19 protein-coding genes are annotated in these 22,371 nt (G+C 74.4%); 11 read left to right on the top strand and 8 right to left on the bottom strand.

Annotated features, from left to right (window positions below):
- Nucleotide 1: 1 nt before the first annotated feature.
- Nucleotides 2-208 (bottom strand): hypothetical protein, encoded by a 207-nt coding sequence (locus WMF43_RS33510; RefSeq protein ID WP_437670990.1) that lies wholly within the window; start codon nucleotides 206-208, stop codon nucleotides 2-4.
- Between the two features lie 447 nt (nucleotides 209-655).
- Here WMF43_RS33510 and WMF43_RS33505 point away from each other — a divergent pair, with 447 nt between their 5' ends.
- The gene (locus WMF43_RS33505; protein WP_437670989.1) at nucleotides 656-1,030 is read left to right on the top strand and encodes a hypothetical protein; all 375 of its coding nucleotides are present in this window, start codon (nucleotides 656-658) and stop codon (nucleotides 1,028-1,030) included.
- A gap of 60 nt (nucleotides 1,031-1,090) precedes the next feature.
- On the opposite strand, the gene WMF43_RS33500 is transcribed toward WMF43_RS33505, so the two are convergent.
- Genes WMF43_RS33500 through hisF form a run of 3 tightly spaced genes read right to left on the bottom strand, consistent with a single transcriptional unit; the run spans nucleotide 1,091 to nucleotide 4,755 of the window.
- The gene (locus WMF43_RS33500; RefSeq protein WP_437670988.1) at nucleotides 1,091-1,474 is read right to left on the bottom strand and encodes a TerB family tellurite resistance protein; all 384 of its coding nucleotides are present in this window, start codon (nucleotides 1,472-1,474) and stop codon (nucleotides 1,091-1,093) included.
- A 33-nt stretch (nucleotides 1,475-1,507) separates the two neighbouring features.
- Nucleotides 1,508-3,928 carry a hypothetical protein gene (locus tag WMF43_RS33495; RefSeq protein WP_437670987.1) on the bottom strand — a complete coding sequence of 807 codons (2,421 nt, stop codon included), beginning with the start codon at nucleotides 3,926-3,928 and terminating at the stop codon, nucleotides 1,508-1,510.
- Entirely contained in the window at nucleotides 3,925-4,755 is an 831-nt protein-coding gene (gene hisF / locus WMF43_RS33490; RefSeq protein WP_437670986.1) for an imidazole glycerol phosphate synthase subunit HisF, read from the bottom strand. Before hisF ends, WMF43_RS33495 begins: the two co-directional genes overlap by 4 nt.
- 276 nt (nucleotides 4,756-5,031) lie before the next feature.
- Between hisF and WMF43_RS33485 the strand changes: the two genes are divergently transcribed.
- Nucleotides 5,032-6,993, top strand: a complete 1,962-nt coding sequence (locus WMF43_RS33485; RefSeq protein WP_437670985.1) for a hypothetical protein — start codon at nucleotides 5,032-5,034, stop codon at nucleotides 6,991-6,993.
- The gene (locus WMF43_RS33480; RefSeq protein ID WP_437670984.1) at nucleotides 6,990-8,252 is read left to right on the top strand and encodes a hypothetical protein; all 1,263 of its coding nucleotides are present in this window, start codon (nucleotides 6,990-6,992) and stop codon (nucleotides 8,250-8,252) included. Before WMF43_RS33485 ends, WMF43_RS33480 begins: the two co-directional genes overlap by 4 nt.
- A 74-nt stretch (nucleotides 8,253-8,326) precedes the next feature.
- Here the strand turns inward: WMF43_RS33480 and WMF43_RS33475 are convergent, their stop codons facing one another.
- On the bottom strand, nucleotides 8,327-10,576 hold the full coding sequence (locus WMF43_RS33475; RefSeq protein ID WP_437670983.1) for an alkaline phosphatase D family protein: 2,250 nt from the start codon (nucleotides 10,574-10,576) through the stop codon (nucleotides 8,327-8,329).
- A 277-nt stretch (nucleotides 10,577-10,853) separates the two neighbouring features.
- Here WMF43_RS33475 and WMF43_RS33470 point away from each other — a divergent pair, with 277 nt between their 5' ends.
- From WMF43_RS33470 to WMF43_RS33460, 3 genes are all read left to right on the top strand, one after another.
- Nucleotides 10,854-12,302, top strand: coding sequence for a DUF6986 family protein (locus tag WMF43_RS33470; protein ID WP_437670982.1), 1,449 nt, complete (start codon nucleotides 10,854-10,856; stop codon nucleotides 12,300-12,302).
- Between the two features lie 58 nt (nucleotides 12,303-12,360).
- Nucleotides 12,361-12,702 (top strand): hydroxyisourate hydrolase, encoded by a 342-nt coding sequence (uraH, locus tag WMF43_RS33465; RefSeq protein WP_437670981.1) that lies wholly within the window; start codon nucleotides 12,361-12,363, stop codon nucleotides 12,700-12,702.
- A 70-nt stretch (nucleotides 12,703-12,772) separates the two neighbouring features.
- A complete protein-coding gene (locus tag WMF43_RS33460; RefSeq protein WP_437670980.1) occupies nucleotides 12,773-14,014 on the top strand; it encodes a formylglycine-generating enzyme family protein in 1,242 nt (413 codons plus the stop codon).
- Between the two features lie 264 nt (nucleotides 14,015-14,278).
- Here the strand turns inward: WMF43_RS33460 and WMF43_RS33455 are convergent, their stop codons facing one another.
- Nucleotides 14,279-14,968, bottom strand: a complete 690-nt coding sequence (locus WMF43_RS33455) for a TetR/AcrR family transcriptional regulator (protein ID WP_437670979.1) — start codon at nucleotides 14,966-14,968, stop codon at nucleotides 14,279-14,281.
- 271 nt (nucleotides 14,969-15,239) lie between these two features.
- Between WMF43_RS33455 and WMF43_RS33450 the strand changes: the two genes are divergently transcribed.
- A complete protein-coding gene (locus WMF43_RS33450) occupies nucleotides 15,240-15,677 on the top strand; it encodes a CHRD domain-containing protein (RefSeq protein ID WP_437670978.1) in 438 nt (145 codons plus the stop codon).
- A gap of 83 nt (nucleotides 15,678-15,760) precedes the next feature.
- Here WMF43_RS33450 and WMF43_RS33445 read toward each other — a convergent pair whose 3' ends face one another.
- Nucleotides 15,761-17,314 (bottom strand): allantoicase, encoded by a 1,554-nt coding sequence (locus tag WMF43_RS33445; protein WP_437670977.1) that lies wholly within the window; start codon nucleotides 17,312-17,314, stop codon nucleotides 15,761-15,763.
- On the bottom strand, nucleotides 17,293-18,651 hold the full coding sequence (gene allB, locus WMF43_RS33440; RefSeq protein ID WP_437670976.1) for an allantoinase AllB: 1,359 nt from the start codon (nucleotides 18,649-18,651) through the stop codon (nucleotides 17,293-17,295). Before allB ends, WMF43_RS33445 begins: the two co-directional genes overlap by 22 nt.
- Nucleotides 18,652-18,759: 108 nt before the next feature.
- Here allB and WMF43_RS33435 point away from each other — a divergent pair, with 108 nt between their 5' ends.
- The 4 genes from WMF43_RS33435 (at nucleotide 18,760) to WMF43_RS33420 (ending at nucleotide 22,360) form a co-directional block, all read left to right on the top strand.
- Nucleotides 18,760-19,590, top strand: a complete 831-nt coding sequence (locus tag WMF43_RS33435; protein WP_437670975.1) for a DUF3025 domain-containing protein — start codon at nucleotides 18,760-18,762, stop codon at nucleotides 19,588-19,590.
- A 299-nt stretch (nucleotides 19,591-19,889) separates the two neighbouring features.
- Nucleotides 19,890-20,888, top strand: a complete 999-nt coding sequence (locus WMF43_RS33430) for a LysR family transcriptional regulator (protein ID WP_437670974.1) — start codon at nucleotides 19,890-19,892, stop codon at nucleotides 20,886-20,888.
- On the top strand, nucleotides 20,885-21,586 hold the full coding sequence (locus WMF43_RS33425) for a glutathione S-transferase family protein (RefSeq protein WP_437670973.1): 702 nt from the start codon (nucleotides 20,885-20,887) through the stop codon (nucleotides 21,584-21,586). Before WMF43_RS33430 ends, WMF43_RS33425 begins: the two co-directional genes overlap by 4 nt.
- 69 nt (nucleotides 21,587-21,655) lie before the next feature.
- Nucleotides 21,656-22,360 carry a glutathione S-transferase N-terminal domain-containing protein gene (locus WMF43_RS33420; RefSeq protein WP_437670972.1) on the top strand — a complete coding sequence of 235 codons (705 nt, stop codon included), beginning with the start codon at nucleotides 21,656-21,658 and terminating at the stop codon, nucleotides 22,358-22,360.
- Nucleotides 22,361-22,371: the final 11 nt, after the last annotated feature.

Raw genomic sequence — 22,371 nt, 5'->3', positions numbered from 1 at the left:
CTCACTCCGGCGCGCCGCCCTGCGCGGCTTCGGGTTCGGGGCGCCGGCCGCGCGCGCGCGAGCGCGCCGGCCGCTCGCGCCACGGGCGCGGCGCAGACGGCGGATCCGCGTCGTGGCAGTGCGCGCAGCGCCGCGGGGCGTTGTCGCCGGATTGAAGGATGGTGATGCCGCCGCACGCTGGGCAGATCATGCCGATGTCGTATTTCACAAGCACTCCTCGATGAACGCTCCGGGACGGGTGAGCGGCGGCAAGATGCGCTGAAGGGGCGACGCGCTGGCGACGCGGCTGCAACATCGCGTGGAAGCCCGATCGACGGTGACCGGCGCCCTGCTCAGGGGGCACCCCTGAGCTCCGCGCCCTGTGTATTCACTCTCTTTGGGCAGGGCCAGGAAGAAGCACCGTTGGGACGTGTTCACGATGCCGGGACGTCGCCGTGCAGGCTGACGTGCTGGCGCGACCTCGTCGCTGCGCGCGGCGGCGAGGTGTGCTCCCCGTCGAGAGGAGACCTGACGATGACGAGAGGAGACCTGACGATCTCCGGCTCGAGGTGCGTCGAGGAGCACGCCGGCATCGGCTCAGCGGTGGCGTGCTTTCGGGGCGATTCCGGCATGGAAGATCCTGGATCGCACCCGCGGCCTGGGTGATGCTCGACGCATGGCTGGATCCTGGTCTCCGGTGCGCCTCAACCGCAGCGGCCTCGACGTCGTGCCGCTCGGCATCGCGTCGAATTACGGCGTCTCGGGGCGAGACGTCGAGCGCGCGTCGAGCCCCGACATCAACGCCTGCTGGGCGGGTGCGCGGGACTCGAGCCAGCTCGATCAGGCGCTCGCCGCCCTCGACGCGGGGCCGATGAACGAGGAGGAGCTCGCCTGGATGCGCCGGGTGGGCTCCGCCGTGCGGGACAGGACGAAGCTGCTGTCGCGCGGCATGGGCATCGCCGACCGGGTGGTCAACCTGGTCTCGGGGTTCGGGTTCCGGAACATGGGCGAGCTCGGCCAGCCCGCCGGCCAGGGCGGCGGCCTGCGCTGATCCCGGGAGCCCCGGTAAGCTCCGCCATGGAAGGGCCGGCGGCGGCCGCCGGCCGCGGCGTCAGAGCAGGGTGATCAGCCGCTTGGCGCGGGCCTCCGCCGCCTTGACGATCTCCTCGGACTCGAGCTCGGGGATCTCGAGCTTCTTGCGGAGCGCGGCGAGGTACTGCTTCTCCGCGTCGTGCTGCTCGCCGTCCACGAAGGTGAGCAGCACCGCATGCTGGAGCAGCGCGCGGCGGTCGTCGGCGCTGAGCTCGCCGACGGGCACGTCGTCCAGGGTCTTCTTCTGGGCAGCGTAGGCGCGGATCTCCTTGGCCTGGTCCTCGTCCGCCTCGAACGCCGCGATCAGCCCTTCGACCATCTCGCGCTCGGCGTCGTGGAACTCGCCGTCCGCCCACGCCACGCTCACGAGCGACTTCACGATCGCCATGCTCTGCTCTTGCATGGCGACGAGTTTCGTCGCTCCTCCAGGGCAGCGTCAATCGTGAGCGGGCAGGGGCTGCGCATCCGCGCGCGGCGCGCCGTCGAGCGCGCCTCGCGCGAGCGGATGCGCCAGCGAGGCGAAGAGCCCCGGCCGCAACGTGCCGGCGAGCCCGGCGCAGAGCAGGGCGAGCGCGACGAGCGCGAGCCACAGGGACAGACCCCTCCGGCGGGGTGCCACGAGGGGCGCCGGCGGCCTGCTGGTCTCGTCCAGTGGGGCTGCGAGCGCAGCGCCTTCGGACGGAACGGAGCGCGGGGCCCGCGGCGCCTCCGCGGAGGGCGAGCCCAGGGCCCGGGTCGAGCGCGCGGCGTCTGCGGAGAGGGCTGCGACCGGGGGCGGGGTGAGCGTGGGATCGAGCCCGGCGAGCACCTTCATGCTGCGCGCGGCGCGGCGCTGCGCGCTGCGCTCCGACCGCGCAACGAAGCGGGCGACGAGCTCGTCGACGCGGGAGACGCCGGCGTCGGCGCCGTCCGGAGAGGGCGCGGTCCGGGCGGTTCGCGAGGCGCTCCACACGATCGCGTCGACGGGGGCGAGGCCGGGCGGACAAGGCGTGGGCGCCGGCGCCGCGGCGGCGGGCGGCGCCGTGGCGGGGGGCTCGGCGCCGGAGATCGGCGAGGCCTCGGCGCGCGCGGACTCGGCCACCGGGGTTGCTGGGGCTGTACCCGACGGGGCGACCTCGCCGCGCCCCGCTGGGAGGGGCCAGGGCAGCGTGTGCCGCGCCGCCGGCGTCTCGTCGAGCGGCGCGACGCTCGCACGGCGACCTGCGGATATGGCGGCGAGCTCGTTGCGATCCGCGAAGGGCCAGGCGCCGTAGGCGGGGGTGAGCTGCAGCGCGGGTTCCTGGTCGAGCCGAGCAGGCTCCTGGTCGAGCCGAGCAGGCTCCTGGTCGAGCCGAGCAGGCTCCTGGTCGAGCCGAGCAGGTTCCTGGTCGAGCCGAGCAGGTTCCTGGTCGAGCCGAGCAGGTTCCTGGTCGAGCCGAGCAGGTTCCTGGTCGGGCAGGGCAGGTTCCTGGTCGAGCAGAGCAGGTTCCTGGTCGAGCCGAGCAGGTTCCTGGTCGAGCCGAGCAGGTTCCTGGTCGAACCGAGCAGGCTCCTGGTCGAACCGAGCAGGCTCTCGCTCGCTCAGGACAGCGACGGCCGGGGCGCGCGAAGTCTCGATGGCATTCGCCTGGGCCTCGGCAATACAAGCGGGCGCTCCGGCCACGCTCGTCTCCGCACCGCCCTCGCTTTCCGCCATGTCCGTCCAGACCGCCGTCGCCACGGTCGGCGTCGGCTCCTGCGACAGCGGCACGACGCCGGTGGGGTCGGGGGAGAGCTCGACGAGGATCGCCTCGATCCCTTCCGGGCTCGTGAACGCCTCGCCGCACGCGGCCGCATCGCACGCGACGGCCTCTGGCCCCGGCAGGGCGCGCTCGCCCCCAGGGGCGGCGGCAGCCGCCGTCGCCGAGCCCGGCGCCGCCGTGGCGATCGGCGCGACGGGAGCCATCGGCCGCGGGGGCTCGATCAGCTCCGGGATGGCCGGGAGCTCTGCCGGCGCGCTCTCCGCCTCGATCTCCACGACCGCTGCCTGCACGACGGTAGGGGTCGGCTCCGGAGACACCTCGGCCTGCTCGACGCTCTCCGCAACGTGCGCAGACGGCGGAGCGGCATCGACCGGCATCGGCTCGGCCGACGCGCTCGAGATCGCGGAGGCCGGGATCGTGAGCCCGGCGGTCGTCTCACCAGCGACCGGCCCGGGGTTGAGCGTCAGCTCGAGGACCGCCGGCGCGACCGGCCCGGGGCTGAGCGTCAGCTCGAGGACCGCCGGCGCGGCGGCCACATTCGCGAGCGGCGCGCCGGCCGCCCCTGCGAGCGGCGCGACGGCGGCATTCACGCAGGTCGCATCCTCCGCGGCCCGCGCCGGCACCGCCGGCGCCCGCGCCGGCCGCTCCGTCGCGGCCGCCGCCGCGCTCGGCTGGCCTCCGCCGCGCGCGCGCCTCAGCCGGCCGGCGTCCTTGGCGCGCAACGTCTCGCGGGCGAGCCGCGCCAGCGCGCGCCGCGCGGCGTTGCGGTTCACCGGGATCAGCGCGGCCTCGAGCTCCCGCGCGACCGCCACCGGATCCCGGTCCGGCTCGGGGCGCGCGCGCGCCGTCGCCGCGAGGTTCGGCACGCTCCCGGCCGACGCGGCCAGGAGCCGCGCAAGCAGGTCGCGCAGGAGCCGCGCCGCCTCGACGGGCGCCACCGGCTCGCCCCGCGAGCGCACCGTCACCGTGCCCTCGGTCGTGAGCAGCACCGCGCGATCCTCGATCTGCAGCGGCAGCCGCGACGTCGCGTCGCTGACCGCGAGCGCGAGGTACCCCGACGTCTCCGGGGCCAGCGACGCGCAGCGCGCGTGGGCCGCCTCGATGACCTCCTCCAGCGTGACGCAGGCGCTGCTCACGACGACCGCCCCCGGGCCGCCGCGCCGCCCGGCTTGCCCCCGACCGCCGCGCCCACGCGCGGCGGCCGGACCGGCACGCCCGCCGCCTCGAGGTACGCCTTCGCCTCGCCGATCGTGTACTCGCCGTCGTGGAAGATCGACGCCGCGAGCGCGGCGTCGGCGCCGCCCTCGACGAGGCCGGCCCGCAGGTGATCCAGCGTCCCGACGCCGCCCGACGCGATCACCGGGACCGGCACCGCGCGCGCGATGGCGGACGTCAGGGCGAGGTCGTACCCGTCCCGCGTGCCGTCGCGATCCATGCTCGTGACGAGCAGCTCGCCGGCGCCGGCGCGCACGATCTCCTCCGCCCACGCGACCGCGTCGCGCCCCGTGTCCCGCCGGCCGCCGTGGGTCACCACGGTCCAGGCCACCCGCGCGGGATCCGGGATCCGGCGCGCGTCGATCGCCACCACGATCGCCTGCGTGCCCCACCGCGCCGCGGCCCGCCGAACGAGGTCGGGATCGTTCACGGCGGCCGTGTTGATCGCCACCTTGTCGGCCCCCGCGTGGAGCAGCGCCTCGACGTCGTCCTCGGATCGCACGCCGCCGCCGACCGTCAGCGGCGTGAAGAGCACGTCCGCGGTGCGCGCCACGACGTCGAGCAGGATCCCGCGCTTCTCGTGCGAGGCGGTGATGTCGAGGAACGTGATCTCGTCGGCGCCCTCGGCGTCGTAGCGACGGGCGGCTTCGACGGGATCGCCGGCGTCCCGCAGCCCCACGAACTGGACGCCCTTCACGACGCGGCCGTCCTTGACATCGAGGCACGGGATGATGCGCTTCGCGAGCATGACGTCCGCGTTAGCGTATGCGCCGGCTCAGGGCCAACTGTTGCGCGGGGCGTCGGCGCGGGCGGCGCGCAGGCGCCCGCCCGGCGCGAACGCGGGGCCCGGGCGCCGCCCCGGCGCGCGCCGGAGCGACCGACGACTGACCGCGCCGCCGATCCTCGCTACCATGGCGCCATGCATTGCCCGCACTGCGGGAAACCCACGCCACAGCCCTCGATCGCGTGTCCGCACTGCGGCGCGGCGCTCGCGCCGCCGGGCGGAGCCGCGGGTTTTCACGGCTTGAAGCCGGCAACCCGCACCATGGTCGGCGTCGCGCTTCCCGAGGAGCTCCGGCGCCTGTCCTCCGCCCCGGCCGACCCGGGCGCCGCGGACCACGGCAGGGCCGCGCCGCCGCCCATGGCCGGCGGGCCGGGCGTCATCTCCCGCACCCTCGTCGGCATGCCCGTCGGCCGCCTCGGCCCGCCGCCCGCGGCGGCCGATCCGCGCCTGTCCGGCGGCACGCTCGTCGTGGGGACCCCGGCGGCGGCCGCCGCCGTCGGGCGCCCCGACGCGCTCCCCTTGCCGGGCGCGCTCCCCGTGCCGAGCTCGCCCGTCATCATCGACGACACCGTGCCGCTGGCCCCCGGCGTCGCCGCGGCGCGCGGCCCGGCGCTGCCGCCCGGCGCCTCCCGCACGCTCGTCGGCGTGGCCCGGCCCGGGATCGCGCCGCTCGCGCCCGGCGTCGCGCCGCGCGCGTCCGGGCTCGCGCCGCTCGCGCCCGGCGTCGCGCCGCTCGCGCCTGGGCTCGCGCCGCTCGCGCCCGGCGTCGCGTCACGCGCGCCCGGCGCCCCGCCGCTCACGCCCGGCGCCCCGCCCGAGACCGAGCCCGACCTCGACTCGAGGTACCAGCCCGCGGGAGAGCTCGGCGCGACGATCGCGCCGGTGCGCGTCCGCGCCCAGGCGCTGCGCAACCAGGTGCTGCTGCGCCCGCACCGGCTGAAGCCGCGGATGCCCCCGCCGACCCCGCAGCGCCCGCGCACGTCGCGGCGCGCCGTCGCCGTGGTCGCCGCGGGCGGCGTGCTCGCGCTCGGCGCGGTGCTGTTCGCGCTGCTCTGGCCGAGCGCGCCGCCGGTCACCGCGCGCGCCCGCACCGACGCGCGCGGCCGCGAGATCATCGAGCTCCGCTGCGAGAGCTGTCCCGACGGCACCGCGGTCTCGATCGGCGAGGGCCGCGCGATCACCGCGGGCGGCGTCGCGCAGATCCCGCTCGAGAACCCGCTCTCCGTCGGCGACAACCGCATGAAGGTCGCCATCGACCGCCCGGGGCGGGGCCGCGACGAGACCGTCGGCGTCTCGATCCACGTCGCCTACCGCATCCGCCCCGATCTCGGCACGCTCCAGGGCGAGCGCCCCTCGATCCAGGTCGTGGTCGAGGCGAGCAAGGGCACGCAGGTGGTCCTCGACGGCAAGGAGATCGCGCTCGCGAGCGGCCGCGCGATCGAGTCGATCGACGTCACCGAGGCGGTGACGGGGCTCTCGGACGAGGCGAAGACGCTGAGCCGGCAGGTGCCGTACACCGTCACGCCGCCCGACGGCCCGCGCGAGCAGGGCATGGTGAGCGTGGCGGTCGGCATCGCCCCGCTCACCATCGAGGCGCCCGGCCCGAGCGTGGTCATCGACAAGGAGAGCTTCACGCTGGCCGGTCGCACGGCCCGTGGGGCGCAGCTCTTCGCCGGCACGCACCCGATCGCGATCCACCCCGACGGCACTTTTGCGCATGTGATGAACGTCTCGTCCGTGGGCGCGACCCAGTTCGAGGTGCGCGCGAAGGTCGAGGGGATGGCGCCGCGCATCGCGAAGATCGCGGTGCGCCGCGTCGACCGGCTCGAGACCGCCGCGAAGGAGTTCGCCGGCCGCGGCGCCATCGGCTACGCCGAGCTCGTAGCCGGCGGGAAGGCCCACGTCGGCAAGCCGATCGCGCTGAGCGGCGAGGTGCTCGAGACGCGCCGGCAGGGGTACTCGACGCTGCTCTTGCTCTCGGTGTCGCAGGCCTCCGGCTGCAAGGCGGGTGCGGCCGCCGCGGGCGCGGACCCGGCCGCGCTCTCCGGGTGCAAGGTCCGCCTCGTGCACGGCGCCGAGAACCCCGCCCAGCGCGGCGACCTCCTCACCGCGTACGGCAGCGTCGCGCCCCCGTTCGCCGCGCCGGGCGGCGGCGAGATCCCCGAGGTGTGGGTCGAGTTCACCCTGAAGGGGGCCCGGTGAGCGCCGCGCGCGGCGACCGCGGCCCGCGCTGGCCGCGCCGCGCGCGGCGGGCCGGCCTCGTCGCGGCCGCGGCCCTGCTCCCCGCCGCGGCGCCGCTCGCCCTCGCGGACGGCGTCGACTCGAGCCGGCCGTACACCCTCGTGGTCGGCGCGCCCCGCGGCTTCGCCCCGAGCGAGCGGCTCGACGCGCGCCGCACCGGCCGCTCGCCGGCGCGGCTGCCGTTCCCAGCGCAGGAGGCGTGGCGCAAGCAGCTCCGCGGCGGCATCGACACGGCGCCGCTCGCCGACGCCCGGGGCGATCTCGTCGTCGCGCTGACGGTCCCCGAGGTCGTCAAGCTCGGCGCGGACGGCCGGGAGCGCTGGCGCGTGCGCATCGGCGACAGCGCGCCGCTCGCGCCGGCCGTGATCACCAGCGACGGGACGCTCGCGCTGATCACCTCGTCCGGCTTCGTCTGGGGGCTCACGCCTGCGGGCGGCGTGCGCTTCTCCGTGCCGCTCGGCCTCCGGGGGCGCGACGCCGACGTGACGCCGCTCGCGCTGGACGACGGCGGCCTCGTGGCGGCCGCGGGGCGCGCGCTCGTCGAGCTCGCCCCGGACGGCAGCGTGCGGGCGCGCGCCGAGATCGCGGAGCGCGCGACCGGCGCCCTGCTCGCCGGCCCCCAGGGCACGCTCGTGACCACCGAGTCGGGCGCGGTGCTGAGCTGGCGGCCGCCGAGCGCGCCGCGCCAGCTCGGCGCGCTGGGCGGCACCCCTCGGCGCGGCGCCGCGCTCGCCGACGCCCGGACGCTGCTCGCGGTCGTCGACGGCCGCCGTCTGGTCGCGCTGGATCTGCCGACCGGGACCACGAGCGTCCGCTCCGGGAGCGCCCTCGGCGCGCTCGACGGGCCGCCCGCGGTCGGCGCCCGGGACGTGGCCTTCGTCCTCTCGTCGGCCGGGCTGCTGCTCGGGGTCGACGCCGCGGGCAACGAGGCGATCCGGATCGCCGTCGACAGGCCTCCGGCCGCGCCGACGCCCGACGCGGGGCTCTCGGGCCTGCTCGGCCCGGCGGACGCGAAGCCGAGCCCGCCGGTCGTGATCGATCGCGACGGCCGCGTCGGCTTCGCGCGCGCCGGCGGCCGCGCCGGCGTGGTCGACGCGAACGGCAGCGTCTCGGTCGCCGCGGAGCGGGTCTGCTCCGCCCCGGTCGCCGTCGTCCCTGCCGGCGAGGAGCGGATGGCGGTCGCTTGCCGCGACGGTACCGTGGTGATGCTGGCGCGCTGAGCCCGGCGCGCCCCTCCGGGCGTCCGCGCGCCGCCCGCGCCGCGCGCCGCGCGCCGCTGATGCGGGCCGCTGGGCTAGGAGACCCAGGTCAGCGTGGCAGGATCCCACTTCTTCCAGGCGTCGCCGTCTTCCATGTACAGCTCGGCCTCGCCCGCCTTCGTCTTGAACCGCTTGATCGTGATCTCCTGCTCGAGCGTGGCCACGTCGCTCTCCTGGTACAGCGGCGCGGCGAGCGCGGCCTCGGGGAGCAGGTGCATGCTCACCACGAACTCGCTCTCGCTCACCTCGGCGACGCAGAACCCGTTGCTCGTGGCGTCGCTGAAGTAGAGGTACGGATTGATCGGATTGATGAGCTGGTCGTCGATGCCGTCGGCGAGGTTCTCGACCATGGGGACGTCCTTCAGCACCGGGTGGTTCTTCACCTGTCCCAGCAGCATCGAGCGCAGCGTGGTCGACGAGATCGACGAGCCGACGAACTCCACGATCTTCTTCGGCAGCTCGCCCTCCACGGCGGGTCCCACGGCCGGCGTCCCCGCGAGGAAGGCGTGGATGTCGCCCGTGATCGCCACCACGTTGCCGTGCTCCGCGAGCGAGGCGATGAGCGCGTCCCGCCGCCTGCGGAAGCCGTCCCAGGCGTCGCAGTTCAGATAATAGCGCCGGTTGAGCGGCTTCGGGAGAGAGTCGGTGAGGTCGACGGCGAGCTGTGAAAGGCAGTACTCGTTGCCCCACACCTTCCAGGTGCTCTTCGACTCTTTCATCGTCCTCAGGAACCACTCCTCCTGCGCCGCGCCCATCACGGCGTCGCGATCCGGATCGTCCATGAGGGTGAGCTGCGAGATCGCGTCGAAGGCGTCCTTGACGACGACGTAGCGCGAGCCCATCTCGCTGTAGAACGCCGTCTTCCCGAGGTCCAGGTAGGAGTACCCGCGGTCCAGCCCGGCAATGTCGGACTCGGTGAGGAGGGGCACCTGCTCCGCTTCGCTCCTCCCTTCGTTGATCGCCGTCACGAGCATGTTGATGAAGGTGGTGCTGATGAGGCGAGATCCCTCTTCCTGGGTGTACCCGAAGCTCGGGTCGAACCCGAGCGCGGTCGCGGCCTGTTGCAGCACGTCCCGGTAGAGCCCGTCCTTGAAGGAGTCGATCTCGAGGTAGGGGCTCGCGTTGGTGGGCAGCTCGCCGAGCAGCGTCTCGAGCGGCCGCTGCTGCGCGATGACCTTCCCCGGGAAGGCGTCCTCCGGGATCAGGTAATCCGCGCGGTACGAGCGGAGATCCGTCATGACGAGGTGGAGGTGCTTCCCGAAGGTGAAGTCCCGGTAGATGGTGAGGTCGTCCGGGTACTTGGCCGTGCTGTCGTACTGGAAGCTCTCGCCAGCGGGGTAATCGACCGGCATGTACTCGAACCATGCCTGGTTGGCCGCCTTGCGCCGGCCCTCGTCCTTCTCGTCTTTCAGGCCGTTGAAGTAGCTCGCCGTCGCGCCGTGGGAGTCGTCGGAGAACTCGTGATCGTCCCAGACGACGATCATCGGAAAGAGCTCGTGCACGCGCTGGAGCGCCCGGTCCGTCCGGTAGGTCTTGTAGAGATCGCGATAATTGCTCAGCGATTTCGCGGCGTAGTAGGTCTCGTTGCCCCCCGCGGTCAGCGCGAGCGCGCCGTCCACGTCCGAGAACGCGATCTTGCGCTCTCCCGCCGTCTCCTGGAACCCGGGATCCCCGGTCGTCTCGTAGACGTAGTCTCCGAGGTGGACGACGAAGTCGAGCTCTTGCTTCGCCAGCGCCGCGTAGGCGTTGTAGTGGCGACCGATGTAGTCCTGGCACGAGACGAAGGCGAAGCGGACCGGCACGTCCGCGTCGGGCGCCGGCGCCGTCCGCGTCCGCCCTACACGCGAGCCATAACAGCGCTCCCGGGTCGTGTAGTAGAACTGGTAGTAATAGGTCGTCCCGGGGCTCAGGCCGCTCACCTTGACCTTGACGCAGTGATCGTACTCCGCCCTGGCGGTGACGAGGGCCCGCGTGCTGCCCGACCCGGCGGCCAGCTGGCCCGTGGCGGTCGAATTGAGCTCGATGAGCTGAGTGAACTCCGCGTCGAGCGCGACGACGAGCGCGAGGTTCAGGTCCTCCTGCACGTCCCCGTCGACGAGCCGGGTCCAGAGCACGACGCTGTCGGGCTTCGGGTCGCCGGAGGCGACCGACTGGGGAAAGAACGTGTCGTCCTCGAGCACGTTGCACGCGCCGGGGGTCGTCCCCCCGTCGGAGCAGGCCGTCGGCACGACCACCGAGCCAGCGGTTACCAGGGTTGCGCGAAGAAAGTCTCGGCGTCTCATCATCGATTGAAATCCTCAAACGACGGATACACCCCGGGCGCGGGGCACGCAACGGCCGCGCCCCGCATCGCCTTGGCTCCGGCCGTCCGCGCGCATCGATCACGCGCCGCGCGAGACCGCGCCGTGCCGCACGGTAGCGCGCCGGACCGCGCCGGACCGCGCCGGATCGCGCCGCACCGCGCCGCACCGCGCCGGCCGCGGCGAGCAGCGCGCGCCAGCCCCGCTTGACGTGCCGAGTCAGGCGGCGTCTCGTGGGCGCCTGACCTGCGGAAAGCACACCATGTTCCAGACGAGCCTCTCCCCTGAAGCGCTGCGCGGCGCGCTCGCGCGCGCCCGCAGCGGGCATTCTGTATTCGACCGCACCGGCCCGCGCGGCGCGTCGGAGTCGCCTCGCCAGCCGGTCCATACCGTCTATGGCGGCGCCCACCTGTTCAAGGCCGACACCGCCCGGAAGCTCGGGGCGGTCGCGCTCCGCGCCCTCGCCGAGCGCGCGCCCGACTTCGCCGCCTTCGCCCGGGCGATCGGCCTCCCCGGGGCCGAGGCGCTCCCGGCGCAGCACGCCGACGCCCTCGCGCTCTCGACCGCGATCGAGGCCGGCGGGGTCGCGGCCGCCCCCGCGCCCGGGCCGTCCGGGCCGGCGCTGCTCGCGCACGGCGTGTACACGCGCGTGCTCGACAAGCTCCGCCGCGAGCCCGTGGAGGACCTGCGCATCGATTTCGAGGACGGCTACGGCGTGCGCCCTGGCAGCGAGGAGGACGAGCACGCCGCCGCGGCGGCGCGCGAGGTCGCCCTCGGCATGGCCGCGGGCGGCCTGCCGCCGTTCCTCGGGATCCGGATCAAGTCGCTGACCGAGGCGTCCGCCGAGCGCGGCCTGCGCACGCTGGACATCTTCCTGTCCGCGCTCGTCGCCGCCTCGGGCGGCGCGCTCCCGCCCGGGTTCGTCGTGACGTTGCCGAAGGTGAGCACGCCCGAGCAGGTGGCCGCGCTGGCGGACGCGCTCGACGCGCTGGAGGCCGCGCTGGGGCTCCCGGCGGGCTCGATCCAGCTGGAGCTGATGGTCGAGACGACGGCCGCGATCATCGGCCCGCGCGGCGAGGTCGCGTTGCCCCGGCTGATCGAGGCGGCCCGGGGCCGGTGCGCGGGGGCGCACTTCGGGGCCTACGACTACACGGCGAGCTGCGAGATCACGGCCGCGCATCAGCGCCTCGATCACCCCGCGTGCGACTTCGCCCGTCACGTCATGCAAATCGTCCTGGCCGGCTCGGGGCTCCGGCTCTCGGACGGCGCGAGCAACATCCTGCCCGTCGCGCCGCACCGCGCGCCGCTCACGCCGCGGCAGCTCGAAGACAACCAGCGCGCCGTCGAGCGGGCGTGGCGGCTGAAGTACACGCAGGTCCGCCGCGCGCTCGAGGGCGGCATCTACCAGGGCTGGGACCTCCACCCGGCGGAGCTCCCCGTGCGTTACGCCGCCGTTTACGCCTTCTTCCTGGAGGGCGTCGAGGCGACCGCCGAGCGGCTGCGCAGCTTCGTCGATCGGGCGGCCCAGGCCACGGTCGCGGGGACGGTGTTCGACGACGCCGCGACGGGGCAGGGGCTCCTGAACTTCTTCCTGCGTGCGACGAGCGCCGGCGCGCTGACCGAGGCCGAGGCGGCGGAGCGGACCGGCCTCGCCCCGGGCGAGCTCCGGGGCCGCTCGTTCCAGGCGATCGTGGAGCGCCGGAGCGCGTGATAAGAGAGCTCCTGCGGAGGGCGGCGCCGCGGGGACCCGCGGGCCGCGGAGGCGATCGATGAGCGCGATCACGACGCATGTGCTTGACACGTCGCGGGGCCGTCCGGCGCGCGGGGTGCTGGTGGTGCTGGAGGTCGGCGAGGCCGGCGGCTACCGCGAGATCGGCCGGGGCGCGACCGACGACGACGGCCGGCAGCGCGGGCTGCTCCCCCCGGGCGAGCGACCCATCGCGGGCACGTACCGGCTGACCTTCCACACCGGCGACTACTTCGCGGCGCTGGGTTCGGAGAGCTTCTATCCGACGGTCTCGATCCTCTTCGACATCCGCGACCCGGCGCAGCATCATCACGTCCCGTTGCTGCTCAGCCCGTACGGTTACACGACGTACCGCGGCAGCTGAGCGCCCGCGCGCGCGGGCGACATCCCATGGCCGGCGCCCGGCAACGGCGCCCGCCTGTGAGGGGGAAGTGATGGAGATCTCGAGGGCTCGGTCGGGTGAGGGGCAGGGTCACCGGCGCGTCGCCGGTCTGTGTGTCGTCGCGGCGGCGGCGTTCTGGTCGGGTTGCCCGCCCGAGGATCGGAACTTCACCGGATCGAGCGGCGATGGCGGGACGGGCGCCGGCGGCGCCGCGGGGGGGCCGAGCGCCACGGCAGGGTCGAGCGCCACGGCAGGGGGCGGCGAGGCCGGCGAGGCCGGCGCCGGAGGTGGTGGCGGCGCCGGCTCGGCGAGTGATGGCGGCGGCGGCGCTGGCCCGGTGGAGCCTTCGGAGTGTGCTCCCGAGGAGGCGCGCTGTGCCGGCGAGCGCGCGGAGGTGTGCGGGCAAGACGGGCGGTGGCGGGCGGTCGCCTGCGCCGGGTGGTGTGGCGCGGGGTCGTGCGTCGCGCCGCCGAGCTGCGACGGGGGCGGGCCCGGCGCGGGCGAGACCTGCGGCCCGGGCCGGGACCAGCCCTGCTGCGCGAGCCCGCGCGTCATGGGCGGCGCGTACCACCGCGACAACGATCCGCGCCATCCCGCGGACGTGAGCGGCTTTCGCATGGACCGGTACGAGGTCACGGTCGGCCGCTTCCGGAGGTTCGTCGAGGTGTACCCCGAGAGCCGTCCTGCCGCGGGCGCGGGCGCTCACCCTGCGATCGCGGGGAGCGGCTGGGACACCGCCTGGCGCTCCCACCTGCCGGCGGACCAGGCCGCCCTGAGGGCGAGCCTCAAGTGCAAGCCGGGCTTGCACAGCTGGACGGATGACGCGGGCGAGAACGAGGCCCGGCCGATCAGCTGCGTGAGCTGGTTCGCCGCGTTCGCCTTCTGCGCCTGGGATGGCGGGCGGCTCCCGACCGAAGCGGAGTGGAACTACGCCGCCGCCGGAGGGAGCGAGCAGCGGGAGTACCCGTGGGGCAACGCGTTTCCGAACGCGACGTACGCCGTGTTCGACGTCTCGCGCAGCGAGGTGGTCGGGTCGAAGTCGCCGAGAGGGGATGGCCTGTGGGGGCAGGCCGATCTCGCGGGGAACCTGTGGGAGTGGGTCCTGGACTACGACGGATCGTACCCGCCGTCGTGCCGCGATTGCGCGAACGTCGCGAGCGGTACCGAGCGGGTGATCCGCGGCGGGAGCTGGTGGCAGCCGGAGCCGGAGGACGTGTCCACCGTCTCCCGGATGCCCTGGGATCCGGCCGATGTCACCGACGGCCTCGGTTTCCGCTGCGTGAGGCGTCTCTGAGCGGGGTGTCCCCCGCGCTCGCGCGCTCGCCGCTGATCAGGGGGAGATGAGGTAGATGACCGTGAAGGCCACGGTGAGCGTTGCGGCCGCAAGCGCGATGAGCTTGGGCATGGTCCAGTCGCCTTCGGTCTTCGGGGTCTCTGTGCTCATCGGGGTTCTCCGCCGGGCTCGTTGCGCCGCGCGTGCGGTCGTCTCCTGGCAGAAGGCGGACTCGCCGTCAACCCCGATGCCCTGGCCGGCTCCACGGCGGCTGACCGGCGGTCGTCACGCCGGGGTCTCCGCCGCCGGTCCGGCGGCCCCCGCGCCCGCCGCGCCCGCGTGGACCATCGCGAGCCTCACCACCTCCGGCAGCAGGTCGGCGAGCAGGTCCCGGAGCGACGCGCGGTCGAGCTCGTGCCGCTCGATCCAGTCGAGGCTCGTCGCCTCGACGAACCCGATCCACCCGCGGAGCGCCATCCGGAGCGCCGGAGGCCGCTCGGCGACCGGCGCCTCGGCGAGGAGCTTCTCGAGGAAGCGGCTGCGCGTCTCCTCGATGATGGCCAGCACCTCGGCGTCGGATCCAATGCCGCCCCGGAAGATGGCCGCGTACGTGATGCCCTGTCGCTCGACGTAGGCGAGGTAGGCGTCCAGCCCGGTGCGCAGGCGCTCGGCGGGCTCCGGCACGTCGTCCACAGCCAGCGAGCGCTCCACGAGCTCGCGCGCCGCCTCGCGGATCACGGCGATGTAGAAGTCGCGCTTGGTCGGAAAATAATGGTAGAGCAGCCCTTTCGAGATGCCGGCGGCCTGGGCCACCTCGTCGATCGAGACGTCGTCGTAGGCTCGGTGGCTGAAGAGATCGAGCCCCAGGGCGAGCAGCTGTGCTCGTCGCGCGTCGAGGTCGAGCCGCTGCCGCGGCGGCTTGTTGTCCCCGCGCGGGGACGTCGCGGCGCGGGATGGCCTTCGGGACGAGAGCATGAGTGAGGGACACTCTACGCTTCCGTCGATCCCGGTTCAATCTCGGCAGAAGTCGCGACTCCGCTCCACGCGCGGCCGCGCGCGGCGCCGGCGTCGTCGATTCATCGTCCGCGGCGCGGCGCTCCCGAGGCCTCGAGTCCGTCGATGGCTTCTTCGTCCGGCGCGCCCTCGTCCGACGTGCTGGACGCGCGCCGGCGCGCGGCCTGCCGGCGTTCCCTTTGCTTCGTGTCGCCCTCGGGTTGCGCATCCCCGGGATGTGCAGGAGGTAGACATGCAGCCTCTCACGATGTCCGCTCTGGGCGCGGTCCTCCTCGCGACCGCGCTCTTGCGCGCCGCGATGCCGGAGCGCCCCGCCCGCCCCCTCACGGCGGCGCTGACCGGACACGACGAGGTCCCTGGCCCTGGCGATCTGGACGGGAGCGGCACGGCCCGGCTCACGCTCGACCCCGATCGTGGCGAGATCTGTTTCTCTCTCGAGGTCTCCGCGATCGCGCCCGCGCTCGCCGCCCGCATCCACGAGGGCTCCCCCGGCCATACCGGCCGTGGCCTCATCGTGCTGATGCCGCCGACCGGCGGCAGCTCCGCCGGCTGCGTGAGCGCCGATCCCGACGCCCTCCGGGCGCTCCTCGACGACCCCTCCAGCCACTACGTCGCCGTCCGTAACGCAGACTTCCCCGACGGCGCCCTGCGCGGCCAGCTCTCGCGCTGATCCCGGTCGTCCCCCTCCAGGCGTCGAGCGCCGAGCGCGGGCCCCGCCCGGCGGCGCGTGCCGCGCGGCGCCGCCGCCTCCCGCTACCCCCCGCGGATCAGCTTCCTCAACCGTATCTCCGTGATCTTCCGCTGCTCGTCCGCCGCGATCCCGATCTCCTCTTCCGCCGAGTGTTCGATCCGCTCGCGCAGGTTCTCGAGCATCTCCCCCGCGCTCTTCCCGGTCGCGCACACGATGAAGATGTGCCCGAACTTCTCGTCGTAAGCCCGGTTGAGCCGCGCGAGCGCCTCCCGCGTCTCCTGATCCGCCCCGCTGGCCCCTGCCTGCTCCTGGCTGGAGAACCGCCGCGCCGCCGCGCTCGTCTCCCGGTCCTCGACCTGCGCCTTGGTCTCGCCGATGCGCGGGTGCGCTCGGAACGCCTCGAGCCAGTCCTCGCGCCCGAGGCGCCCCCAGACCTGCCCGGCGGTGGCCAGGAGGTGCGCTTCGCCGCTGAACGGCCGCGCGTCGGCCATCTGCGACGCCCACGCGGTCGACCCGCACGCGACGCGGAGCTCCGCCTCCGCCTCGCGCCGCGTGAGCGCGTTGAGCCAGCGGAGCCGCTGCTCCGCCGCCCCGGCCCGGGTCGCCTTCCCGAAGATGCGGAGTCGGCTCACCCCCCCGTCGGGATAGATGTTCAGCCGCACGTGCGTGAACGGCCCCGCCGCGCGGATCTCTTCCTCGAAGAGGTGGCGCGTGTGCGCCTGGAGCTTCGTCTGCGGCACGATCTCTCGAAAGTCGCCGGCCCCCGCGAGCTCCGCCGCGGAGCGCCCCGCCGCGTCGATCCCCTCGATCATGCAGCTGTCGGGGTAATTGCCCTTGAAGTGGTTCGTGTCCACCTCGATGCGGCTGATCTCGCCCTGGGCCGCGAGCGCCACGAGCGCCCAGTCGTACCCCGGCCCTCTCCTCCGGCGCGTCTCCCAGCCCTCTCCCATGTTCGCCGCCTGCCCGGGCATGATCAGGTTGTGGCGCACCCCGAAGAACATGTCGCTGCACGAGAGCACGCTCGCGCCGTTCTCGACGGCCGCGAGGTCGATCTCCACGCCCGGACGGTCGAGCCGCCGCCAGTCGGGGACCGCGTCGCCGTGGACGCGGAGGCGCGCCACCCCGCCGTCCGGATAGATGTTCAGCCGGAGGTGCGTGACCCGGACAGGGCAGCTCACCTCGAACGTGTTCTGCGCGTCGCCCCGGAGCGGCGACCGCGGCAGGAGCTCGACCCACTGCACCCCCGGATCGAGCAGCTCCTCGACCCGCGCGTCCGGCCGCGCCGCGCACGCCTCGATCGCGCAGTGCTCCGGGTAGTTGCCCCGGAAGAACGCCGTGTCCACGACGACCCCGCGCACGATCCCGGGCAGCCCCAGCCGGACAAGGCACCAGTCGAACCCGGGAGTCCGGCGCCGGCGCGTCTCCCAGCCATCCATCCACTTCCCGCGGTCCGTGTACTCGTGCTCCAGGAACACGGGCTTGCTCGCCTTGAGCAGGTTCTCCTTCGGCGCGAAGAACTCGTCGTTCGCCGCGAGCACCGCGCCCCCCAGGCGCTCCGAGGCCAGGTCGATCGCCTCCGCGAACGCCGGCGCCGTCACCCCTCTCGCTTCAGCCATCGCCCTCTCGCCTCTCCGGGGAAATTGCCGCGCTCGTAGACCTTCTCGCCGCGGAGGTAGGTGGCCTCCACGACGCCGTGGAGCTCCTCCCCGGCGTACGGCGTCACCTTGTGGCGGTGCTGGATCGAGGGCGGCTCCACCCGGAAGCTCGCCTCGGGATCCCAGATCACCAGATCCGCGTCGAACCCTCGCCGGATCTCTCCCTTGCGGCGCAGCCCGGCGAGCCTCGCCGGCCCCCGGCACAGCCAGTCCGCGAGCCGCTCGAGCGGGATGCCCCGGCGGCGCGCGTCGGTCCAGACGATCGAGAGCCCGAGCTGCAGGCTCGAGATCCCGCCCCAGGCCGCGTCGAAGTCGCCCGCCTCGAGCCGCTTGAGCTCGGGGGTGCACGGCGAATGGTCGGACACCACGAGATCGATGAGCCCGCCCGTGAGCGCGGCCCACAGCGCCTCGCGGTTCTCCCGCTCCCGGATCGGCGGCGCGCACTTGAACGGCGTCGCGCCGTCCGGGATCTCCTCGGCGGCGAAGTGGAGGTAGTGCGGCGTCGTCTCGGCGGACAGCGCGGCCCCGCGATCGCGCGCCCGCCTCAGGATGTCGAGCGCCGTGGCCGACGAGAGGTGCACCACGTGCGCCGTCGCGCCCGTGGCCTCGCAGAGCGACGCGAGCAGGGCGATCGCCTGGTCCTCCGCCTCGCGCGGCCGCGAGCGCAGGTAGGCGGCGTAGGTCCGCGGATCGAGCCCGGCGATCGCCGCGCGGGCCGCGTCGATCGGGCCGGGCAGCTCCGCGTGGACGAGCAGCGGCGCCCCCGTGCCCGCGAGCACGGCGAGCGCCGCCCGGAGATCCGCCTCGGCGACGTGGCCGAACTCCGCCACGCCCGAGTCGACCATGAAGCACTTGAAGCCGAGCGCGCCCGCCTCGAGCAGCGGGATCAGCTCTCCCGCGTTGCCCGGCACGGCGCCGCCCCAGAAGCCCACGTCGACGCGGCACCGGCCCTCCGCCGCGCGCGCCTTCTCCTCGAGGTTCGCCACGGTGGTCGTCGGCGGGATGCTGTTCAGCGGCATGTCGACCAGCGACGTGACGCCGCCCGCGGCCGCCGCGCGCGTCGCCGTCTCGAACCCCTCCCACTCGGTCCGCCCGGGCTCGTTGATGTGCACGTGCGCGTCGCAGAGCCCGGGCATCACCACCGCGCCCGCGGGCGCGTCCACGACGGGGCAGCCCTCGGGCACCTCGCCGTGCCCGGCGACGTCGACGATCGTGCCCCCCCGGATGTGCACCGAGGCCGGCCGCACGGTCCCCTCGGTGATCACCCGCAGCCCGCGAACGATGAGGTCCGGCGTCATCGGGAGGTGAGGGTACCAGATCGCGCGATACCCCCGCTCCCAGGAAGAACCGGAGTCCTCCGGGATCCCGCTTGAGCTCCCCCCGCGCGGATCCTACGCTCGCCCGGCGTGAGCGCCGCGGGCCGAGCTGCGCCGCGCCCGAGCGGCGCGCCCGGGCGCAGGGATCTCCCCTGGGAGCCGGGCTTCCCCGGGAAGAGCGCGCTCTTCTGGCCGATCCGCCGGAGCGCCGCGGCGTTCGCGGCCTTCGCCGCCTGGCCCTCGGTGGGCGACTACAACCGGGCGCTCGGCGAGGGGTTCCCCGTGCGCTTCGTGGAGCAGGCGCCGCGGCCGAGGCGGCGCGGGCGGCGCGGGCCGGTCGACCCCTCGGCGCTCTACGACGCGCGCATCCACGTCGAGGGCTGCGTGCCCACGCGGCCGCGCAACTGGCACGACTTCCTCAACATGCTGGTGTGGGCCGCGTTCCCGCGCGCGAAGGCCGAGCTCCACGCCCGCCAGCACCGGGCGGTCGCCGCGCGCCTCGAGCCCGGCGCCGCGGCGCTCCCGCCGGCGCGCACCCGCGAGCTGGACGGGCTCGCGCTCCTCGACGAGGGCGGGCTCCTGCTCCTCCACGACGCGCGCTGCGCGCCGCTGCCGGGCGATCCCGCAGACCTCCGGCGCTCGGCCGACGAGGTGCGCGACGCCGTGCGGCGGCGCGACGCCGCGGTGTTGATCTTCGGCCACGCGCTCTACGAGAGCCTGCTCCAGCAGGGCGGGCCGCCGATCTTCGCGCTGGCGCAGCCGCTCCCGTGCGACGGGCCGCTGCCCGCGGCGCCGGACGCGCTCGTCGCGCTCGCGGACGCGCGCCTCGGCGACGCCCTGCGCTCGCCCGGCGACTTCGCCCACCCGGAGCGCCTCGGCCGGCTCCCCCTCGACGAGGGTGTCTTAGGCGGCGCGCCCTAATACGGTTGCGGGAAGTTTCCCCGGATCAGAAGAAAAAACGCCAAGGCGCCAAGGCGCCAAGAACGCCAAGAGGAGAGGGGGAAGAGGTGGTCCGGGCATGTCCTCTCCTATCTCCCTGCTTTCTTGGCGTCCTTGGCGTCCTTGGCGTCCTTGGCGTTTTGCATCCCAGCCCGACTTGGTGCATTCACGCGCAGCTGGGCTGTGCATTTTTGCACAACCGGCGCGCGCATTTGCCGCCTCCCCGGTACGCTCCGGGCGGCGCATGCTCGGTCGCGGCGTGGCTGGAGGCTCGCAACGTGATGAGCTGGGATGACCTGCGGTATCTCCTCGCCCTCTCCCGGGAGGGCTCCCTCGCGGGCGCGGGCCGCGCGCTCGGCGTGGATCACACCACCGTGGGCCGACGGGTCGAGGCGCTCGAGGCGGCGCTCGGCGTCCGGCTCTTCGTCCGGTCGCCGTCGGGGTACGCGCTCACGAGCGAGGGGCTGTCGCTGATCCCCGACGTCGCGCGGGTCGAGGAGGTGATCCTCGCCATCGAGCGCGGCAGCCTCGGGCGCGACCAGCGCCTCTCGGGCACCGTGCGCGTCACGGCCGCCGAGGCGTTCGGCAGCCGCTTCCTCGCGCCCCGCCTGGGCGCGCTGCACGCGGCGCACCCGGGGATCTCGATCGAGCTCGTGACCTCGATCCGCGCGCTCGACCTCTCCCGCCGCGAGGCGGACATCGCGGTCCGGTTCTTCCGCTCGGCCGAGGGCGGCCTCGTGGTGCGCAAGGCGGGCGTGGTCGGCTGGGCCGCCTACGCTGCCCGCGGCTACATCGAGCGCCGCGGCGCGCCCACGGCGGCCGACCTCCCGGCGCACGCGCGCATCGGCATCGAGGCGCCCGGCGCGATGCCGCCGGAGCACGTCTGGTTCGAGCGCATGGCCGCCGGGGGCCCCTGCGTGTTCCGGAGCAACAGCACGGCGTGCATGCTCGGCGCGGCGCGCGCCGGCCTCGGCGTCGCGCTCCTGCCATGTTTCATCGGCGACCTCGAGCCGGACCTCGCGCGCGTCGCCCTGCCCGACGAGCCCCGCCGCGCCGTCTGGCTCACCGTGCACCGCGACCTCCAGCACGCGCCCCGCGTCCGCGCCGTGCTGGACGCGATCGCGCGCACCCTCGCCGAGGAGCGCGCCGTCCTCTCTGGCGATGCGCGCGATGCGCGCGACGCTCGCCCTGCGCCGCCCTCCAGGGAGGGCCCGGGCGAGGGCGGGAGCGCGCCCGAAGCCGCCCGCAAGAACCGAAAAACCAAGGAGAAACGACGATGAGCACCGCCCCGCTTCACCTGTACATCGGCAGCAAGAACCTCTCGTCCTGGTCGCTCCGGCCGTGGCTCGCGATGTCCCACGCCGGCGTCCCGTTCGAGGAGCACGTGATCCCCTACGAGCTCCCGGACTGGGTCGACCGCGTGGCCCAGCACTCGCCGACGCGCAAGGTGCCGGTGCTGCGCCACGGCGATCTCGTCGTCTGGGAGTCGCTCGCCATCTGCGAGCACGTGGCCGAGGCCTTCCCCGAAGCGCGGCTGTGGCCCGAAGGGCGCGAGGCCCGCGCGGTCGCGCGCGCGGTCAGCTGCGAGATGCACGCCGGCTTCGCCGACCTGCGCCGGGAGCTGCCGATGGACATCGCGCGTCGGTACCCGCGGCCCGACGTCTCGGCCGGCGCCGCCCGCGACGTCGCCCGCGTCCTCGAGATCTTCCGCGACTGCCGCGCCCGGTTCGGCCAGGGCGGCCCGTTCCTCTTCGGCGCCTTCTCGATCGCGGACGCGATGTTCGCGCCCGTGGTGACGCGCCTGCTCTCGTACGATGTCGAGATCGACGAGGTCGCGCGCGTGTATGCGGTCGTGATCACCTCGCTCCCCGCGATGGCGCGCTGGTCCTCGGCGGCCGCCGAGGAGGTGGAGAGGAACCCGCACATCAGGGCGCCCGCCGGCAGCTCGTACACGACGGCGGCCGCGGCGCGGCCCTGAGGGCGGGGGTGCCATGACCTTGCGGCAGCCTTGCGGCCGTGAGGGGCCGCCCCCAGGGTTGCCGCCACCATGACCTCGATTCGACTGTACGACCTCCACGCGCGCGACGACCGCCGGCCGAGCCCCTTCTGCTGGCGGGCCAAGTACGCGCTGGCCCACAAGGGCCTTCCGTTCGAGACCGTGCCTGTCGCGCTCACGGACATCCCTGCCGTCGCGGGCGGCACGCACAAGACCGTGCCGATCCTCGAGGACCGCGGCAAGACCGTCAGCGACTCGTGGGCCATCGCGGACTACCTCGACCAGGAGTACCCCGACCGGCCGTGGCTGTTCGGCTCGCCTGCCGAGCGCGCGCTCTGTCAGTTCGTCGAGACCAGCCTCGTCGCGAGCGTCGCCAGGCCGATCCTCCTGAGCTACCTCAAGGATGTTTACGACTGCGTGCTCGACCAGGATCGCGACTATTTCCGGCAGAGCCGCGAGAAGCTCATCGGCTGCACGCTGGAGGAGCTGGCCAGCGGGCGCGCGGAGCGGATCGAGGCGGCGCGCGCGGGCCTCGATTCGGTCCGGCTCGCGCTCAAGGGCGGCGCGCCGTTCCTCTCGGGGGCACACCCCGGCTACGCCGATTACATCGCCGCGGGCTTCCTGCTCTGGATCGCGGTGGTCGCCACCGCCCCGCTCCTCAAGGGCGACGATCCGCTGCTCCCGTGGCTCGCCCGCGTCCAGGACCTCTACGGCGGCCTCGGCCGGGCGGTCTCGCTGCGCGCCATGGTGGCCTGAGCGACCGCGTC

It is taken from the genome of Sorangium sp. So ce131 (assembly GCF_051519095.1).
In the GTDB taxonomy this organism is placed as follows: Bacteria; Myxococcota_A; Polyangia; order Polyangiales; family Polyangiaceae; genus Sorangium.
This window is presented reverse-complemented; position numbering and strand designations above follow the sequence as displayed.

What these genes read in the sequence shown, in the direction of transcription:
- WMF43_RS33505 (WP_437670989.1), top strand. Translation starts at nt 656, where the DNA reads ATGGCTGGATCCTGGTCTCCGGTGCGCCTCAACCGCAGCGGCCTCGAC.
- WMF43_RS33500 (WP_437670988.1), bottom strand. Translation starts at nt 1,474, where the DNA reads ATGCAAGAGCAGAGCATGGCGATCGTGAAGTCGCTCGTGAGCGTGGCG.
- hisF (WP_437670986.1), bottom strand. Translation starts at nt 4,755, where the DNA reads ATGCTCGCGAAGCGCATCATCCCGTGCCTCGATGTCAAGGACGGCCGC.
- WMF43_RS33475 (WP_437670983.1), bottom strand. Translation starts at nt 10,576, where the DNA reads ATGATGAGACGCCGAGACTTTCTTCGCGCAACCCTGGTAACCGCTGGC.
- WMF43_RS33470 (WP_437670982.1), top strand. Translation starts at nt 10,854, where the DNA reads ATGTTCCAGACGAGCCTCTCCCCTGAAGCGCTGCGCGGCGCGCTCGCG.
- uraH (WP_437670981.1), top strand. Translation starts at nt 12,361, where the DNA reads ATGAGCGCGATCACGACGCATGTGCTTGACACGTCGCGGGGCCGTCCG.
- WMF43_RS33460 (WP_437670980.1), top strand. Translation starts at nt 12,773, where the DNA reads ATGGAGATCTCGAGGGCTCGGTCGGGTGAGGGGCAGGGTCACCGGCGC.
- WMF43_RS33455 (WP_437670979.1), bottom strand. Translation starts at nt 14,968, where the DNA reads ATGCTCTCGTCCCGAAGGCCATCCCGCGCCGCGACGTCCCCGCGCGGG.
- WMF43_RS33450 (WP_437670978.1), top strand. Translation starts at nt 15,240, where the DNA reads ATGCAGCCTCTCACGATGTCCGCTCTGGGCGCGGTCCTCCTCGCGACC.
- WMF43_RS33445 (WP_437670977.1), bottom strand. Translation starts at nt 17,314, where the DNA reads ATGGCTGAAGCGAGAGGGGTGACGGCGCCGGCGTTCGCGGAGGCGATC.
- allB (WP_437670976.1), bottom strand. Translation starts at nt 18,651, where the DNA reads ATGACGCCGGACCTCATCGTTCGCGGGCTGCGGGTGATCACCGAGGGG.
- WMF43_RS33430 (WP_437670974.1), top strand. Translation starts at nt 19,890, where the DNA reads ATGAGCTGGGATGACCTGCGGTATCTCCTCGCCCTCTCCCGGGAGGGC.
- WMF43_RS33425 (WP_437670973.1), top strand. Translation starts at nt 20,885, where the DNA reads ATGAGCACCGCCCCGCTTCACCTGTACATCGGCAGCAAGAACCTCTCG.
- WMF43_RS33420 (WP_437670972.1), top strand. Translation starts at nt 21,656, where the DNA reads ATGACCTCGATTCGACTGTACGACCTCCACGCGCGCGACGACCGCCGG.